The organism is Pseudomonas sp. MG-9, from assembly GCF_018729515.1.
Taxonomy (GTDB): Bacteria; Pseudomonadota; Gammaproteobacteria; order Pseudomonadales; family Pseudomonadaceae; genus Aquipseudomonas; species Aquipseudomonas serboccidentalis.
The window spans coordinates 126,973-143,039 of record NZ_JAHHZH010000003.1; the positions used below are offsets into that span (position 1 = coordinate 126,973).

General features: G+C 61.4%; 14 protein-coding genes. 11 read left to right on the forward strand and 3 right to left on the reverse strand.

The window, feature by feature from the left end; all coding sequences use genetic code 11:
* Nucleotides 1-237 precede the first annotated feature (237 nt).
* From hydA to preA, 3 genes are all read left to right on the forward strand, one after another.
* Nucleotides 238-1,677, forward strand: coding sequence for a dihydropyrimidinase (gene hydA, locus KKQ10_RS08845; RefSeq protein WP_127650912.1), 1,440 nt, complete (start codon nt 238-240; stop codon nt 1,675-1,677).
* Nucleotides 1,678-1,875: 198 nt separating this feature from the next.
* On the forward strand, nt 1,876-3,243 hold the full coding sequence (locus tag KKQ10_RS08850) for an NAD(P)-dependent oxidoreductase (RefSeq protein WP_127650913.1): 1,368 nt from the start codon (nt 1,876-1,878) through the stop codon (nt 3,241-3,243).
* Nucleotides 3,244-4,518, forward strand: a complete 1,275-nt coding sequence (gene preA / locus KKQ10_RS08855; RefSeq protein WP_215500856.1) for an NAD-dependent dihydropyrimidine dehydrogenase subunit PreA — start codon at nt 3,244-3,246, stop codon at nt 4,516-4,518.
* A gap of 82 nt (nt 4,519-4,600) precedes the next feature.
* On the opposite strand, the gene KKQ10_RS08860 is transcribed toward preA, so the two are convergent.
* Nucleotides 4,601-5,221: a TetR/AcrR family transcriptional regulator gene (locus KKQ10_RS08860; RefSeq protein WP_027613201.1), complete on the reverse strand. Its 621-nt coding sequence runs from the start codon at nt 5,219-5,221 to the stop codon at nt 4,601-4,603.
* Between the two features lie 138 nt (nt 5,222-5,359).
* On the opposite strand from KKQ10_RS08860, the gene copC reads away from it, so the two are divergent.
* Both copC and copD read left to right on the forward strand, forming a co-directional pair.
* Nucleotides 5,360-5,722, forward strand: a complete 363-nt coding sequence (gene copC, locus KKQ10_RS08865) for a copper homeostasis periplasmic binding protein CopC (protein WP_215500857.1) — start codon at nt 5,360-5,362, stop codon at nt 5,720-5,722.
* A gap of 3 nt (nt 5,723-5,725) precedes the next feature.
* A complete protein-coding gene (gene copD / locus KKQ10_RS08870; RefSeq protein WP_215500858.1) occupies nt 5,726-6,583 on the forward strand; it encodes a copper homeostasis membrane protein CopD in 858 nt (285 codons plus the stop codon).
* An 85-nt stretch (nt 6,584-6,668) separates the two neighbouring features.
* Here copD and KKQ10_RS08875 read toward each other — a convergent pair whose 3' ends face one another.
* Both KKQ10_RS08875 and KKQ10_RS08880 read right to left on the reverse strand, forming a co-directional pair.
* The gene (locus KKQ10_RS08875; RefSeq protein ID WP_215500859.1) at nt 6,669-7,811 is read right to left on the reverse strand and encodes an HlyD family secretion protein; all 1,143 of its coding nucleotides are present in this window, start codon (nt 7,809-7,811) and stop codon (nt 6,669-6,671) included.
* Nucleotides 7,808-9,463 carry an MFS transporter gene (locus KKQ10_RS08880; protein WP_215500860.1) on the reverse strand — a complete coding sequence of 552 codons (1,656 nt, stop codon included), beginning with the start codon at nt 9,461-9,463 and terminating at the stop codon, nt 7,808-7,810. Before KKQ10_RS08880 ends, KKQ10_RS08875 begins: the two co-directional genes overlap by 4 nt.
* Before the next feature lie 311 nt (nt 9,464-9,774).
* Here KKQ10_RS08880 and KKQ10_RS08885 point away from each other — a divergent pair, with 311 nt between their 5' ends.
* From KKQ10_RS08885 to KKQ10_RS08910, 6 genes are all read left to right on the forward strand, one after another.
* Nucleotides 9,775-11,070 (forward strand): OprD family porin, encoded by a 1,296-nt coding sequence (locus KKQ10_RS08885; RefSeq protein ID WP_215500861.1) that lies wholly within the window; start codon nt 9,775-9,777, stop codon nt 11,068-11,070.
* A 279-nt stretch (nt 11,071-11,349) separates the two neighbouring features.
* A complete protein-coding gene (locus tag KKQ10_RS08890) occupies nt 11,350-12,174 on the forward strand; it encodes an NAD-dependent epimerase/dehydratase family protein (RefSeq protein WP_127650921.1) in 825 nt (274 codons plus the stop codon).
* A 30-nt stretch (nt 12,175-12,204) separates the two neighbouring features.
* On the forward strand, nt 12,205-13,098 hold the full coding sequence (locus tag KKQ10_RS08895) for an SMP-30/gluconolactonase/LRE family protein (protein WP_215500862.1): 894 nt from the start codon (nt 12,205-12,207) through the stop codon (nt 13,096-13,098).
* A gap of 64 nt (nt 13,099-13,162) precedes the next feature.
* Nucleotides 13,163-14,134 carry a TRAP transporter substrate-binding protein gene (locus KKQ10_RS08900; RefSeq protein WP_127650923.1) on the forward strand — a complete coding sequence of 324 codons (972 nt, stop codon included), beginning with the start codon at nt 13,163-13,165 and terminating at the stop codon, nt 14,132-14,134.
* A 79-nt stretch (nt 14,135-14,213) separates the two neighbouring features.
* Nucleotides 14,214-14,741, forward strand: a complete 528-nt coding sequence (locus tag KKQ10_RS08905) for a TRAP transporter small permease (protein WP_127650924.1) — start codon at nt 14,214-14,216, stop codon at nt 14,739-14,741.
* The gene (locus tag KKQ10_RS08910) at nt 14,741-16,021 is read left to right on the forward strand and encodes a TRAP transporter large permease (RefSeq protein WP_215500863.1); all 1,281 of its coding nucleotides are present in this window, start codon (nt 14,741-14,743) and stop codon (nt 16,019-16,021) included. Before KKQ10_RS08905 ends, KKQ10_RS08910 begins: the two co-directional genes overlap by 1 nt.
* Nucleotides 16,022-16,067 lie beyond the last annotated feature (46 nt).

Genomic DNA, 16,067 nt, shown 5'->3' on the forward strand with positions numbered 1-16,067 from the left:
CTGTCAAGTGCGTCAAAATGGTGAACAGCCTCACCATTTTGGTGATTTACAGTTTTTATCTTTATTTTTCATATACTTAAAACAGTCATAAGCTTATAAAAAATAATCTTGATCAATTGCATAACTGCGACTAGCTTCTATTCCTGACAGCGATGACAGGAATACGCCGATCATCGCTGTACATCAATAAAACATTTAGAACCGGCATAAGTCGGTCATGCCTGCGAGGAACTCGGAATGTCTCTGTTGATCCGTGGCGCCACCGTTGTTACCCATGATGAAAGTTACCGCGCCGACGTCTATTGCGCCGACGGCGTGATCAAAGCCATCGGTGAAAACCTTGATATTCCCGCCGGCGCCGAAGTGCTCGACGGCAGCGGCCAATACCTGATGCCCGGCGGCATCGACCCACACACCCACATGCAACTGCCCTTCATGGGCACCGTGGCCAGTGAAGACTTCTACAGCGGCACGGCAGCCGGTCTGGCCGGCGGCACCACGTCGATCATCGACTTCGTGATTCCCAATCCGCAGCAGTCACTGCTCGAAGCGTTTCATCAGTGGCGAGGCTGGGCCGAGAAGTCGGCGTCCGACTACGGTTTCCACGTCGCGATCACCTGGTGGAGCGAGCAAGTGCGTGAGGAAATGGCCGAGCTGGTCAGCCATCACGGGATCAACAGCTTCAAGCATTTCATGGCCTACAAGAACGCGATCATGGCCGCCGATGACACGCTGGTGGCGAGCTTCGAGCGCTGCCTGGAACTCGGCGCCGTGCCGACCGTGCACGCGGAAAACGGCGAGTTGGTCTATCACCTGCAACGCAAGTTGATGGCTCAGGGCATCACCGGGCCGGAAGCGCATCCGCTGTCGCGGCCCTCGCAGGTGGAAGGCGAAGCGGCGAGCCGGGCGATTCGCATTGCCGAAACCATCGGCACGCCGTTGTACCTGGTGCACGTTTCGACCAAGGAAGCCCTCGACGAAATTACCTACGCCCGCAGCAAGGGCCAACCGGTGTACGGCGAAGTGCTGGCCGGGCATCTGCTGCTCGACGACAGTGTCTATCAGCACCCGGACTGGCAGACCGCCGCCGGTTACGTGATGAGCCCGCCGTTCCGTCCGCGCGGGCATCAGGAAGCGCTGTGGCATGGCCTGCAAAGCGGCAATCTGCACACCACCGCCACCGATCACTGCTGCTTCTGCGCCGAGCAGAAAGCTGCCGGGCGCGACGATTTCAGCAAGATCCCCAACGGCACCGCCGGCATCGAAGACCGCATGGCGGTGCTGTGGGATGAAGGAGTCAACACCGGGCGTTTGTCGATGCAGGACTTCGTCGGCCTCACCTCCACCCACACCGCGAAAATCTTCAATCTCTACCCGCGCAAAGGCGCGATTCGCGTCGGCGCCGATGCCGACCTGGTGCTGTGGGACCCGCAAGGCACCCGCACCATCTCCGCCAAGACCCACCATCAGCAGGTGGACTTCAACATCTTCGAAGGCAAGACCGTGCGCGGCGTGCCGAGCCATACCGTCAGCCAGGGCAAAGTGGTCTGGGCCGACGGCGACCTGCGCGCCGAGCGCGGGGCCGGACGCTATATCGAACGGCCGGCGTATCCGGCGGTGTTTGATTTGCTGAGCAAGCGGGCTGAATTACACAAGCCCACAGCGGTTAAACGCTGATCCGATCCCCTGTGGCGAGGGAGCTTGCTCCCGCTGGACTGCGCAGCAGGCCCAAAACCATTCACTCCTGAGTATCAGGATGAGCGCATTGCCTGGTTTTGGGGCGGCTTCGCCACCCAGCGGGAGCAAGCTCCCTCGCCACAGGGTATGACGAAAACCAATGCCCGTCAGAGGCAGAAAACCGTGAGGCACAAAACCGTGATCGAGACCCTGAACCATCTCCCGCACCCGCACGAAAGCGCGGCCGCCCTCGCCGGCCATTTCACTGATCTGGCGCCGCCGCTCAACGCCCGGCAGGCGCATCTGGAGGCGTCGCGCTGCCTGTATTGCTACGACGCGCCGTGCGTCAATGCGTGCCCGAGCGAGATCGACATTCCTTCGTTCATCCGTAACATCCACCAGGACAACGTGCCCGGTGCGGCGCAGAAAATCCTTTCGGCGAACATCCTCGGCGGCAGTTGTGCGCGGGTCTGTCCGACCGAGATCCTCTGCCAGCAAGCTTGCGTGCGCAACAACGCGCAGGAATGCGCGCCGGTGCTGATCGGCCTGCTGCAACGCTACGCCGTGGACAACGCGCACTTCACCGAGCACCCGTTCCAGCGTGCGGCCAGCACCGGCAAGCGCATCGCCGTGGTCGGCGCCGGGCCGGCGGGGTTGTCCTGCGCCCACCGTAGCGCCATGCACGGGCATGACGTGGTGATTTTCGAAGCACGGGAGAAGGCTGGCGGCCTCAACGAATATGGTATCGCCAAGTACAAACTGGTCGACGACTACGCGCAGAAGGAACTGGATTTCCTCTTGCAAATCGGTGGCATCGAGATCCGCCACGGACAGAAACTCGGCGACAACCTGACCCTCAGCGAATTGCATCAGCAGTTCGACGCGGTGTTCCTTGGCCTTGGCCTCAATGCCAGCAAGCAGCTCGGCCTGCCTCACGAGGACGCCCCCGGCCTGCTCGCCGCCACCGACTACATCCGCGAACTGCGCCAGGCCGATGACCTGACGCAACTGCCGCTGGCCGAACGCTGCATCGTCCTCGGCGCCGGCAACACGGCGATCGACATGGCCGTGCAAATGGCCCGCCTCGGTGCCCGCGACGTCAATCTGGTGTATCGCCGTGGCGCGGCGGACATGGGCGCCACCGGTCACGAACAAGACATCGCCAAGGCCAATCAGGTGCGCCTGCTGACCTGGGCGCAACCGGATGAAGTGCTGCTCGATGCGCAAGGCCAGGTGCGCGGCATGCGTTTCGCCCGCACGACTCTGGTCGAGGGTCGCCTGCAAACCACCGGCGAAACCTTCGAACTGGCGGCCGACGCGATCTTCAAAGCCATCGGCCAGGCCTTCGACAGCAGCGCCCTCGCCGACCCGCTGGCCCGCGAACTCAAGCGTCAGGGCGAACGGATTCAGGTCGATGACAACCTGCGCACCAGCATCCCCGGCGTGTACGCCGGTGGCGACTGCACCAGCCTCGATCAGGACCTCACCGTGCAGGCTGTACAGCACGGCAAACGCGCCGCCGAGGCGATCAACGCGCAACTGATGCTCAACGTGGAGGCAGCGTAAATGGCCGATCTCTCGATAGTCTTCGCCGGTATCAAGGCCCCCAACCCGTTCTGGCTGGCCTCCGCGCCGCCGACCGACAAGGCCTACAACGTGGTGCGTGCCTTCGAGGCCGGTTGGGGCGGCGTGGTCTGGAAAACCCTCGGTGAGGACCCGGCAGCAGTCAACGTCTCGTCGCGCTACTCGGCGCACTACGGCAACAACCGCGAAGTGCTGGGCATCAACAACATCGAACTGATCACCGACCGCTCGCTGGAGATCAACCTGCGCGAGATCACCCAGGTGAAGAAAGACTGGCCGGACCGCGCACTGATCGTCTCGCTGATGGTGCCGTGCGTGGAGGAATCGTGGAAACACATCCTGCCACTGGTCGAAGCCACCGGTGCCGACGGCATCGAGCTGAATTTCGGTTGCCCGCACGGCATGCCTGAACGGGGCATGGGCGCGGCGGTCGGTCAGGTGCCGGAGTACGTCGAGCAAGTCACCCGCTGGTGCAAAACTTATTGTTCACTGCCGGTGATCGTCAAACTCACGCCGAACATCACCGACATCCGCGTCGCTGCCCGCGCGGCACATCGCGGTGGCGCCGATGCGGTGTCGCTGATCAACACCATCAATTCGATCACCAGCGTCGATCTGGAACACATGGTTGCCCTGCCCACCGTCGGCAGCAAAAGCACCCACGGTGGTTATTGCGGTTCGGCAGTCAAGCCGATCGCACTGAACATGGTCGCCGAGATTGCCCGCGACCCGCAGACCCAGGGCCTGCCGATCTGTGGCATTGGTGGCATCGGCAGTTGGCGCGATGCGGCGGAATTCATTGCGTTGGGCAGCGGCGCGGTGCAGGTGTGCACGGCGGCGATGCTGCACGGTTTCCGGATTGTCGAGGAGATGAAGGACGGGCTGTCGCGCTGGATGGACAGTCAGGGCTACGCCAACATCGGCGAGTTTTCCGGGCGCGCGGTGGGCAACACCACCGACTGGAAATACCTCGATATCAACTATCAGGTGATCGCGAAGATTGATCAGGATGCGTGCATCGGTTGCGGGCGTTGCCACATTGCCTGCGAAGACACGTCACACCAGGCGATCAGCAGCCTGAAGCAGGCCGACGGCACGCATAAATACGAAGTGATCGATGATGAGTGTGTGGGCTGCAACCTGTGCCAGATCACCTGTCCGGTGGCGGATTGCATCGAGATGGTGCCGATGGAAACCGGGAAACCATTTCTGGACTGGAACCATGATCCGAGGAATCCCTACCATGTCGCGGTCTGATTCTTAAGATCAAAAGATCGCAGCCTTCGGCAGCTCCTACAGAGATCGGTGTAGGAGCTGCCGAAGGCCGCGATCTTTTGACTTAGGGCTCCAACCCGATCCCGCGCAAAATCACACTGGTCACCGTCTGCACCGCCCGTTCGAACTGCATGTCCGACAGCGGCTGGTGCTCGTTGAGAATATTCACCTGATGATCGAAGTCGGCGTAATGCTGGGTCGAGGCCCAGATCATGTACAGCAGGCTCGATGGTTCCACCGGCAGAATCCGCTTGTCTTCAACCCACTGGCGGATCTTCGCTTCCTTCATTTTCGCCCAGTCGTAGAGGCTGAGATCCAGCGCCTCACCGAGGGTCGGTGCGCCGTGGATGATCTCGTTGGCCCAGACTTTCGAACCGTACGGCCGGCTGCGCGAGTGGTTCATCTTGGCGCGGATGTAGCTGCTGAGCACCACCCGCGGGTCATCGAACATCTCGAAGCACAGCGCGTCCTGTTTCCATACTTCCAGCAGGTCGAACAGCACCGCGCTGTACAGCTCGCTCTTGGTTGAAAAGTAGTAATGCAGGTTGGAACGCGGCAATTGCACTTCGGCGGCGATGTCGGCCATGGCGGTGCCGCCGAAGCCTTTTTCGGCGAAGACTTTTTCCGCCGCCAGAAGGATTTTCTCGACGTTACTGCGACGAATCTCGATCTTGTGATTGCCCATGTGGGCTCCCTGACAACAGCGTTGCCCAAGACTAGCACCCGCTCTGGTACGCGGGCGACCGTTGCAAACAAAACTTCGTGCGAAGGTCGGTGCATGGCTAAACTGACGCCTCTTTGTCCTGCCTCAAAGGTATTCGCGATGCTGTTCAAGAACGTCCTGACCACCACTGCCCTGCTCGCTTCGCTGTTCGCCGCCTCCTCCGTATTCGCCCACGCCCACCTGAAAAGCCAGACCCCGGCCGCCGACAGCACCGTCGCCGCACCGGCAGACCTGCGCCTGACCTTCTCCGAAGGCGTCGAGGCCAGTTTCACCAAAGTCACCGTGACCCACGATGGCACCCCGGTCGCGCTCAAACCTTTGAGCACCGAAGGCGACAAGAAAACCCTGATCGTCACCCCTGCTGCAGCGCTCAGCGCCGGTGAATACAAGGTCGAATGGCACGCAGTGTCGGTCGACACGCACAAGAGCGAAGGCGCCTACCAGTTCAAGGTTGGCCAGTAACTCATGAGTGAAGCGCTGGTGCTGTGCCGTTTTGTGCATTTCAGCGTGGTGTTGATACTGTTCGGGGCCTGGCTGTTGCGGCCACGGTTGCTCAAAGCGCCAGCGCCGGCGCTGGATCGGCAACTGGCGTGCCTCGCGCGCTGGCTGACGGCGATTGCGCTGGTCAGCGGCGTGGCCTGGGCGCTGTTGATTACCGCGAGCATGGCCGGTTCGGCGACAGCCGCGTTCGATGCGGACACCCTCGGCGTGGTGCTGGGCAATACGTTTTTCGGTCAGGTCTGGCGTTGGCATCTGCTGATCAACGCACTGTTGTTGGCGCTGCTGTTCACGCCGTGGCGTTCGAACGTGCCGTTGCGCCTGGGTTTGAGCGCGCTGTTGCTGGCGACCCTGGCGCCAGTCGGTCATGGCGCGATGCTCGATGGCCTCAGCGGGCAATTGCTGATCCTCAACCAGATCATTCACCTGACGTGTGTGGCCGCTTGGCTCGGCGGCTTGTTGCTGCTGGTGCTGATCCTGCGTCAACCAGACGAACCGATGAGCCGGATCCTGCAACGCTTCAGTGGGGTCGGTTACGCGTTGGTGGCGGGCCTGCTGATCACCGGGCTGATCAACGTGCGCGTGCTGACCGGCCAGTGGTGGCCGACGCCGCTGTTCAACGGCTTTGCCCTGATTCTGCTGATCAAGGCAGCGCTGGTGATGGGCATGCTCGCACTGGCGTTGTTCAACCGCTTGCGGATTGATGATTGCGAGCAGCGGATGGGCGCGCTCAAGCGCAGTGTGATGCTGGAGTGGTTGCTGGGGATTGGTGCGGTGGCGGCGGTTTCGCTGCTGGGCACCCTGCCGCCGATGATCGCGGCCTGAAAAGCAAAAGATCGCAGCCTTCGGCAGCTCCTACAGGGAATCGCATTCCAATGTAGGAGCTGCCGAAGGCTGCGATCTTTTGCTCTTAATGAGGTTGTGTGTCACCCGCCGCGGTGTCGATGCTGACCACCACCGACATCCCCGGGCGCAAGCGCTCTTCTTCCTGCTGATCCGGGTCGATGGTGATCCGTACCGGCACCCGCTGGGCGATTTTCACGAAGTTGCCGGTGGCGTTATCCGCCTGCAACAGGGCGAATTCCGAACCGGTGCCCGGCGAGATGTGCTGCACATGGCCGGTGAATCTGCGGTGGTTCAGGGCATCGACGGTGAAACGCACCGGTTGCCCGACACGCACGTTGTCCATCTGGGTTTCCTTCATGTTGGCGATCACCCATTTCTGACTCGGCACCAGCGCCATCAACTGCGCGCCGGAGTTGACGTAAGCGCCGAGACGCACGCCGATCTGCCCGAGCTGGCCGTCACGCGGGGCGACGATGCGGGTGTTCGACAAATCGATCCGCGCCAGTTGCACCGCTGCTTCGGCGCTGGCCACCGCCGCTTCCAGCGAGCCGCGATTGACGATCACCGTTTGCAGGTCCTGACGGGCGATCTCCAGATTGGCCTTGGCCTGCGCCACCGCTGCAACACCTTGTGCGTTGGCCGCGAGCGCCACGTCCATTTCGCGCTTGGACACCGAACCGTCACTCACCAGCTCCTTGTTGCGCCGCAGATCCGCTTCGCTTTTACGCAACTGCGCTTCGCTGTCGGCGACCACCGCCTGACGCAGCTTGATCGTCGCTTCGGCGCTGTTGCGCTGCTGCACCACGTTGGCCAGCGCGGCCTTCTGCACCGCCAGTTGCGCCAACGCCTGGTCGAGGCGCTGCTGATAAATCCGGTCGTCCAGACGCACCAGCAAATCGCCGGCCTTCACGTACTGGAAGTCCTGCACCGGCACCTCGAACACATAACCGCTGAGCTGCGGCCCGATGATCGTCACCTGTCCGCGCACCAGGGCGTTTTCGGTGGTCTCGACCGCGCTGCTGAACGGCGGCAGTTGCCAGGCGTACAGCACGACCAGCACACCGACGATGGCAATCGCGGCAAAGCCCAGCGACGAGATGATCCGCACCCCCAGCGAGCGCGGCTCGGTGTTCGGCGATGACGGCGGCGCCACGCCTTCGGGGGTGGCAGCGATGGCGTTGGTGGTTGTGGTGGTCGGTTCGGTCATGAAGTAGAGGCACCGCTAGGAGGTACGGAAGGCGCTGGGTCGACGGCTTTGGTGGTACTCATCAGCCACAGCGCACGAATGGAAAGCCAGATCATGGTCAGCACCGCAATCACGGCGATCAGCATGAACACATCGTTATAGGCCAGCACGTTGGCCTCGCGGGTCGCCGCATTCGACAGGCTGCGAATGCCCTGCAGGTTGCGCAGGCTCGGGTCGGCCAATACCGAGCCGACTGCCGACCCGCCGCTCTGTACCCGTGCAGCCACCAGCGGATCGGACAACGTCAGGTGCTCGACGAGGTGGCTGGAATGGAATTTCTCGCGCACGATCTGGAACGTGCCCAACAGCGCCGCGCCGAGCAGGCCGCCGAGGTTGTTGCAGATCCCGAACAACACCGAAAAACTCACCAGATTGCGCGGATTGGTCAGCACGTTGCGGGTGCCGAAGACCATGGTCGGGCCGAGGAAAAACGTGCTGCCGAAAGCCAGCAGGAACTGGCTGAAATACAGGTTCGCCGGGCGGGTCAGGTTGTTGGAAAAACTGTCCATCACGGAACCTGTGGCCATCAACGCCAGCGAGATGATCAGCGGCATCAGCAAGTGCTTGGGGTCGATGGTCAGCGCGCTGGTCAACAGCCCGGCGACACTGCCAATCAACATCACCACGTACAGGCTGTGCAACTGCTCGTAGCCCATGTTCAGGTTCTGCATGAAACCGACGGCGCCGGTGGACTGCTCCGAGGTGACCATGCGGATCAGGGTCACCGCCAGCGCCAGACGGATCATCACCCCGCTGCCGAGCCAGCGGGTCATCAGCATCGGGTTGCTGCGATTGTGCTCGATGGCCAGCCCGGCGAGGATCAAGGCAATCGAGGCGGCCAGCGCATAGCCGATCCAGTTCGCCTCCAGCCACCAGTCGATACGCCCCAGCGACAGCACCGCGCAGAGCAACGCCACGCCGCTGGCAAGGATGGCGAAAGTGAGAAAATCCAGCGGCTCGAAGGTTTTGAAGCGGTCACCCGGCGGCAACTTGAGCATCAACACACAGCCCAGCGACAGCAACGCCATGCCCAATTCGAACAGGTACAAGCCGCGCCATTCGGCGATCTGCAACAGGTCTTCGGAGAACAGTCGCGCCAGCGGCAGGGCCAGTTGTGAAGCGCCCAGCCCCAGCACCAGCGCCTTGAGCCGCCACTTGGCCGGAAACGCCTGGATCATGTAATACAGACCCAACGAACTCAACGCCGCACCGACCATGCCGTGGGCCGCCCGCACCGCGATGGCCGAACTCAGGTCGTTGACGAACAGGTGACCGAAGGTCACCAGCGCATACAGCACCAGAAACACCTCGGTGAACGCGCGCAGGCCGAACTGCTGGCGAAACTTCACCAGCAGCAGGTTCATCGAGACGTTGGTCATCACATACGCGGCCGGCAGCCAGGCCATCTCCGCCGTGGTCGCGCCCAACGCGCCTTGCAGATAAGGCAGGTTGGCGACCACCAGCGAGTTACCCAGACCACCGGTCACCGCCACCAGCAGCCCGACCAGCGCATAGGCCAGGCGCTTGGGGTTGGAGTGCAGCGGCGTCGAGGGAGAACCGGGCAGACTGGGCTTCTCATGAGGCTGCCAGTCGCGCGGGGCGTATTGATCCATTGAAAAGCCTTGTGCGGGAGGTGGGTGAAGTTTGCCGCAAATTCACTGGCAACACACATCCCACGGACACACAAATCCCTGTAGGAGCTGTCGAGTGAAACGAGGCTGCGATCTTTTGATCTGGATTTTCAAGAAGCAAGATCAAAAGATCGCAGCGTGCCGCAGCGCCTACAAGTTCATCAGCGTCGATGCCGAGTCATCGTATAACTTGCTGTTGACATTCCCTTAAAACGTAGGAAATATCCGCATCCATGTTGTACGACGACGTATAACAAATAATAAAAACAACAAACGAAACAGGGAGCGTCACAGTGAGCACACTCGTCTGCAATTCCGTCCGCCCTTCGCGCTTTTCCGTCACTCGCCCTTGCACGACCTTAAGCCTGATCGGCTGCAGCAGCCTCGCTCTCGCCTTACCGATGAGTGCCAATGCCGAAGGCTTTCTTGAAGACAGCAAAGCCACGCTGAACCTGCGCAACGCCTACTTCAACCGCAACTTCGTCAACCCGGCCTACCCGCAAGGCAAGGCCGAAGAGTGGACGCAGAACTTCATCCTCGACGCCAAATCCGGCTTCACCCAAGGCACCGTCGGTTTCGGCCTCGACGTGCTCGGGCTGTATTCGCAAAAGCTCGATGGCGGCAAAGGCACCGGTGGCACGCAATTGCTGCCGATCCACGATGACGGACGTCCGGCCGACAACTTCGGCCGCCTCGGCGTGGCGCTGAAGGCCAAAGTGTCGAAGACCGAATTGAAGGTCGGCGAATGGATGCCGGTGCTGCCGATCCTGCGCTCGGACGATGGCCGCTCGTTGCCGCAGACCTTTCGCGGCGGACAGATCACCTCCACCGAGATCAATGGCCTGACCGTCTACGGCGGCCAGTTTCGTGGCAACAGTCCGCGCAACGACGCGAGCATGGAAGACATGTCGATGAACGGCCGCGGCGCGTTCACCTCGGATCGCTTCAACTTCGGCGGCGGCGAATACACCTTCAACGACAAGCGCACCCTGGTCGGCGTGTGGTACGCCGAACTCAGCGACATCTACCAGCAGCAATACTTCAACCTCAGCCACAGTCAGCCGCTGGGCGACTGGACACTGGGCGCCAACCTCGGTTTCTTCACCGGCAAGGAAGACGGCAGCGCACTGGCCGGCGACCTCGACAACAAGACCGCATTTGCCATGCTGTCGGCCCGATACGGTGGCAGCACCTTTTACGTCGGCCTGCAAAAACTCTCCGGCGACGACGCGTGGATGCGGGTCAACGGCACCAGCGGCGGCACCCTGGCCAATGACAGCTACAACGCCAGTTATGACAATGCCAAAGAGCGCTCCTGGCAGTTGCGCCATGACTACAACTTCGTTGCCCTCGGCATTCCCGGCCTGACCCTGATGAACCGCTACATCAGCGGCGATAACGTGCACACCGGGACGATTACCGACGGCAAGGAATGGGGCCGCGAGTCAGAGCTGGCCTACACCGTGCAGAGCGGGCCGCTGAAGAACCTCAACGTGAAATGGCGCAACGCGAGCATACGCCGGGACTTCAGCACCAACGAGTTCGATGAGAACCGGGTCTTTATCAGTTATCCGATTTCGTTGTTGTAAGCCCCCGGGCCACCATCGTTCCCTGTAGGAGTGAGCCTGCTCGCGATAGCGGCGTATCAGTCAATGACAATGGCGTCTGACGGATTGCTATCGCGAGCAGGCTCACTCCTACAAGGGGATTGCGTTGCCAACTGGACATTGTGGTGATCGAAAGGTGAATCAGCCCTTCCGTCATTTACACCAAAAGTCGCGTTGACAAGATCCGGAAACCCTACCGATACTTCGGCGCAGTCATACGACAACCTACAACAATCAAAACAAAACATGTAAGGGCTTGCCATGACGTCTACTTCCGCACCCCGCGCTCCATTCAATCGCCTGTTGCTGACCGGCGCTGCCGGAGGCCTGGGCACCGTTCTGCGCGAGCGCCTGCGCCCCTACGCCAATGTGTTGCGCCTGTCCGACATCGCCGCCCTCGCCCCGGCCGTCGATGATCGTGAAGAAGTCGTGCTCTGCGACCTCGCCGACAAACAGGCTGTGCATCAACTGGTCGAAGGCGTCGACGCGATCCTGCATTTCGGCGGTGTCTCGGTGGAGCGGCCGTTCGAAGAAATCCTCGGCCCCAACATCTGCGGTGTCTTCCATATCTATGAAGCCGCGCGCCGGCATGGCGTGAAGCGGGTGATCTTCGCCAGCTCCAATCACGTCATCGGCTTCTACAAACAGGACGAACCACTCGACGCCGGCTCCGCGCGCCGGCCCGATGGCTATTACGGTCTGTCGAAGTCCTACGGTGAAGACATGGCCAGTTTCTACTTCGATCGCTACGGCATCGAGACCGTCAGCATCCGCATCGGCTCCTCGTTTCCCGAGCCGCAAAACCGCCGGATGATGCACACCTGGTTGAGCTTCGACGACCTCACGCAACTGCTCGAACGCGCGTTGTATACGCCGAACGTCGGCCACACCGTGGTCTACGGCATGTCCGACAACAAGGACGTGTGGTGGGACAACCGCTTCGCCAGTCACCTTGGTTTCGCGGCGAAAGACAGCTCTGAAGTGTTCCGCGAGAAGGTCGAGGCGCAACCGATGCCGGCGGCCGATGACCCGGCGCGGATCTATCAGGGCGGCGCGTTTGTCGCGGCAGGTCCGTTCGGCGACTGATCACTCTGACAACGACGCAAAGGAATGAGTATGCAAGCCGAATTGATCGTCGATGCCCGCAACGCGGTGGGCGAAAGCCCGGTCTGGGTGCCGCAGGACAACGCCCTGTACTGGGTGGACATCCCCAATGGCGGACTGCAACGCTGGAGCGCCGACACCGGCCACGTCCATGCGTGGAAAACCCCGGAAATGCTCGCCTGCATCGCCCGCCACAGCCGTGGCGGCTGGGTCGCTGGCATGGAAAGCGGATTCTTTCACCTGCACCCGCACAGCGACGGCAGCCTCGACAGCGAGCTGCTTGCCAGCGTCGGACATCGCCGCGAGGACATGCGCCTCAACGACGGCCGCTGCGACCGTCAGGGCCGTTTCTGGGCCGGCAGCATGGTGCTGAACATGGGCCTGAACGCCCCCGAAGGCCGGCTCTATCGCTACGGCGCCGGGCAGTCGGGGGGGATCGAAGCGCAGCTCGACGGTTTCATCGTCCCCAACGGCCTCGGTTTCAGCCCCGACGGCAAAACGATGTACCTGTCCGATTCGCACCCCGAGGTGCAACTGATCTGGGCCTTCGATTACGACACCGAGACCGGCACGCCATCGAACCGCCGCGTGTTCGTCGACATGAATCATTTCCCCGGACGCCCCGACGGTGCTGCCGTGGACGCCGAGGGTTTCTACTGGATCTGCGCCAACGACGCCGGGCTCATTCACCGCTTTGCGCCGGACGGACGCCTCGATTTCTCACTGGAAGTGCCGGTGAAAAAACCAACCATGTGCGCCTTCGGCGGCAGCCGGATGGACACCTTGTTCGTGACCTCGATTCGTCCCGGCGACGACCACGATCCGCAATCGCTGGCCGGTGGCGTGTTCGCCCTGAACCCCAACGTCAAAGGCCTGCCGGAACCAATGTTCGACGATTTGCTGTAACACCCGCCTCTGCTGCACCGCTGCGCCTTGAACACAAAAATAACAAGACTGGAGACTCACCCCCATGTACTTCAAACGCACCTTGCTCGCCGTCGCTTTACCGTTTGCCTTCACCCTCGCCAGCACTGCCCAGGCGCTGGAAATAAAATTCGCCGACATTCATCCCGCCGGCTACCCGACCGTGGTCGCGGAAGAAAGCATGGGCAAAACCCTGACCCAGGAAACCAACGGCGAGCTCACCTTCAAGTACTTCCCGGGTGGCGTGCTCGGTTCCGAGAAAGAAGTCATCGAGCAGGCGCAGGTCGGCGCCATCCAGATGACCCGCGTCAGCCTCGGCATCGTCGGGCCGGTGGTGCCGGATGTGAACGTGTTCAACATGCCGTTCATCTTCCGTGACCAGGCGCACATGCGTGCGGTGATCGATGGCGAAGTCGGCGACGCGATTCTCGACAAGATCACCCACTCCGAATTCGGTCTGGTCGCTCTGGCCTGGATGGACGGCGGCACGCGCAACCTCTACACCAAGAAACCGGTGCGCAAACTCGAAGACCTCAAGGGCATGAAAATCCGTGTGCAGGGCAACCCGATGTTCATCGAGACCATCAACGCCATGGGCGGCAACGGCATCGCCATGGACACCGGGGAAATCTTCAGCGCCCTGCAAACCGGGGTGATCGACGGCGCGGAAAACAACCCGCCGACCCTGCTCGAACACAACCACTTCCAGAACGCCAAGTTCTACAGCCTGACCGGGCACCTGATCCTGCCCGAGCCGATCGTGATGTCGAAAATCACCTGGGAGAAACTCACCCCCGACCAGCAGACCCTGGTGAAAAAAGCCGCCAAGGCCGCTCAGGCTGAAGAGCGCGTGCTGTGGGACAAGAAATCCGCCAGCAGTGAAGAAAAACTCAAGGCCGCCGGCGTCGAGTTCATCACCGTCGACAAGAAACCCTTCTACGAGGCCACTGCCTCGGTTCGCGAGAAATACGGCGCACCTTACGCCGACCTGATCAAGCGCATCGAAGCGGTGCAGTAACCCTCCCAGCCCTCAACGAAAGGCCCGGCAGCGCTGGCGTCGCTCGACGTGCGCGCCTGCCCGGTTACGGTGGAACCCGATGAAGAATTCGCTGCTGCGCCTCAACGACATGCTGTACATGACCTGCATCTGGGTCGCCGGCCTGTCCGTGCTGGCCATCGCCCTGATCATTCCCTGGGGCGTGTTCGCCCGTTACGCCCTCGGCACCGGTTCGAGTTGGCCGGAGCCCACCGCGATTCTGCTGATGATGGTCTTCACTTTCATCGGCGCCGCTGCCAGTTACCGCGCCGGCGCGCACATGGCCGTCGCCATGGTCACCGACCGCTTACCGCCGAACCTGCGCAAGACCCTGAGCATCGTCTCGCAGTTATTGATGGGCACCATCTGCCTGTTCATGACGATCTGGGGCGCCAAGCTGTGCGCCTCGACCTGGAACCAGTTCATGAGCGCCCTGCCCACCCTGCGCGTGGGCATCACCTACATGCCGATCCCGATCGGCGGCGCGCTGACGCTGATCTTTGTCGTGGAAAAACTGCTGTTCGGTGACCAAAGCAATCGCCGCGTGGTGCGTTTCGACCTGGTTGAAGAAAACGAAGGGGCTGCCTGATGGACGCATTGATTCTGTTGGGCAGTTTTATCGTGTTGATCCTGATCGGCATGCCGGTCGCCTACGCCCTCGGGCTGTCGGCACTGATCGGCGCATGGTGGATCGACATCCCGTTTCAGGCGCTGATGATTCAGGTCGCGGGCGGGGTCAATAAATTCTCGCTGCTGGCGATTCCGTTCTTCGTGCTGGCCGGGGCGATCATGGCCGAGGGCGGAATGTCGCGGCGGCTGGTTGCGTTCGCCGGGGTGCTGGTCGGGTTTGTCCGGGGCGGCCTGTCGCTGGTCAACATCATGGCCTCGACCTTCTTTGGCGCGATCTCGGGATCGTCGGTGGCCGACACGGCGTCGGTGGGCTCGGTGCTGATTCCGGAGATGGAACGCAAAGGCTATCCACGCGACTTCTCCACGGCAGTAACGGTCAGTGGATCGGTACAGGCGCTGTTGACGCCGCCAAGCCATAACTCGGTGCTTTACTCGCTGGCGGCCGGCGGCACCGTTTCCATCGCTTCGCTGTTCATGGCCGGCGTCGTCCCGGGCCTGTTGATGAGCGCGTGCCTGATGATGCTGTGCCTGATCTTCGCGAAGAAACGCGATTACCCGAAAGGTGAAGTCATCCCGCTGCGCGAAGCCTTGAAGATCTGCGGCGAAGCGCTCTGGGGCATGATGGCGATGGTGATCATTCTGGGCGGCATTCTGTCCGGGATCTTCACCGCCACCGAATCGGCAGCCATCGCCGTGCTCTGGGCGTTCTTCGTCACCATGTTCATTTACCGCGACTACAAGTGGAGCGAATTGCCGAAGCTGATGCACCGCACGGTGCGCACGATTTCCATCGTGATGATCCTGATCGGCTTTGCCGCAAGCTTCGGCTACATCATGACCCTGATGCAGATTCCTGCGAAGATCACCACGCTGTTCCTGACCCTGTCGGACAACCGCTACGTGATCCTGATGTGCATCAACGTCATGCTGCTGTTGCTCGGCACCGTGATGGACATGGCACCGCTGATCCTGATCCTCACGCCGATTCTGATGCCGGTGATTCTCGGCATCGGCGTCGACCCGGTGCAGTTCGGCATGATCATGCTGGTCAACCTGGGAATCGGGCTGATCACGCCGCCAGTGGGCGCGGTGCTGTTTGTCGGTTCGGCGGTGGGCAAGGTCAGTATCGAGAGCACCGTGAAGGCGCTGATGCCGTTCTACGCCGTGTTGTTCCTGGTGTTGATGCTGGTGACCTACATTCCGGCGATTTCGCTGTGGTTGCCACATCTGGTGTTGTAACCCAATAAAAAGATCGCAGCCTGGCCCTGTAGGAGCTGCCGAAGGC

Excerpts from the sequence above, each read along its gene's own strand:
- hydA (WP_127650912.1), top strand. The coding sequence starts at position 238 with ATGTCTCTGTTGATCCGTGGCGCCACCGTTGTTACCCATGATGAAAGT.
- preA (WP_215500856.1), top strand. The coding sequence starts at position 3,244 with ATGGCCGATCTCTCGATAGTCTTCGCCGGTATCAAGGCCCCCAACCCG.
- KKQ10_RS08860 (WP_027613201.1), bottom strand. The coding sequence starts at position 5,221 with ATGGGCAATCACAAGATCGAGATTCGTCGCAGTAACGTCGAGAAAATC.
- copC (WP_215500857.1), top strand. The coding sequence starts at position 5,360 with ATGCTGTTCAAGAACGTCCTGACCACCACTGCCCTGCTCGCTTCGCTG.
- copD (WP_215500858.1), top strand. The coding sequence starts at position 5,726 with ATGAGTGAAGCGCTGGTGCTGTGCCGTTTTGTGCATTTCAGCGTGGTG.
- KKQ10_RS08875 (WP_215500859.1), bottom strand. The coding sequence starts at position 7,811 with ATGACCGAACCGACCACCACAACCACCAACGCCATCGCTGCCACCCCC.
- KKQ10_RS08880 (WP_215500860.1), bottom strand. The coding sequence starts at position 9,463 with ATGGATCAATACGCCCCGCGCGACTGGCAGCCTCATGAGAAGCCCAGT.
- KKQ10_RS08890 (WP_127650921.1), top strand. The coding sequence starts at position 11,350 with ATGACGTCTACTTCCGCACCCCGCGCTCCATTCAATCGCCTGTTGCTG.
- KKQ10_RS08895 (WP_215500862.1), top strand. The coding sequence starts at position 12,205 with ATGCAAGCCGAATTGATCGTCGATGCCCGCAACGCGGTGGGCGAAAGC.
- KKQ10_RS08900 (WP_127650923.1), top strand. The coding sequence starts at position 13,163 with ATGTACTTCAAACGCACCTTGCTCGCCGTCGCTTTACCGTTTGCCTTC.
- KKQ10_RS08905 (WP_127650924.1), top strand. The coding sequence starts at position 14,214 with ATGAAGAATTCGCTGCTGCGCCTCAACGACATGCTGTACATGACCTGC.
- KKQ10_RS08910 (WP_215500863.1), top strand. The coding sequence starts at position 14,741 with ATGGACGCATTGATTCTGTTGGGCAGTTTTATCGTGTTGATCCTGATC.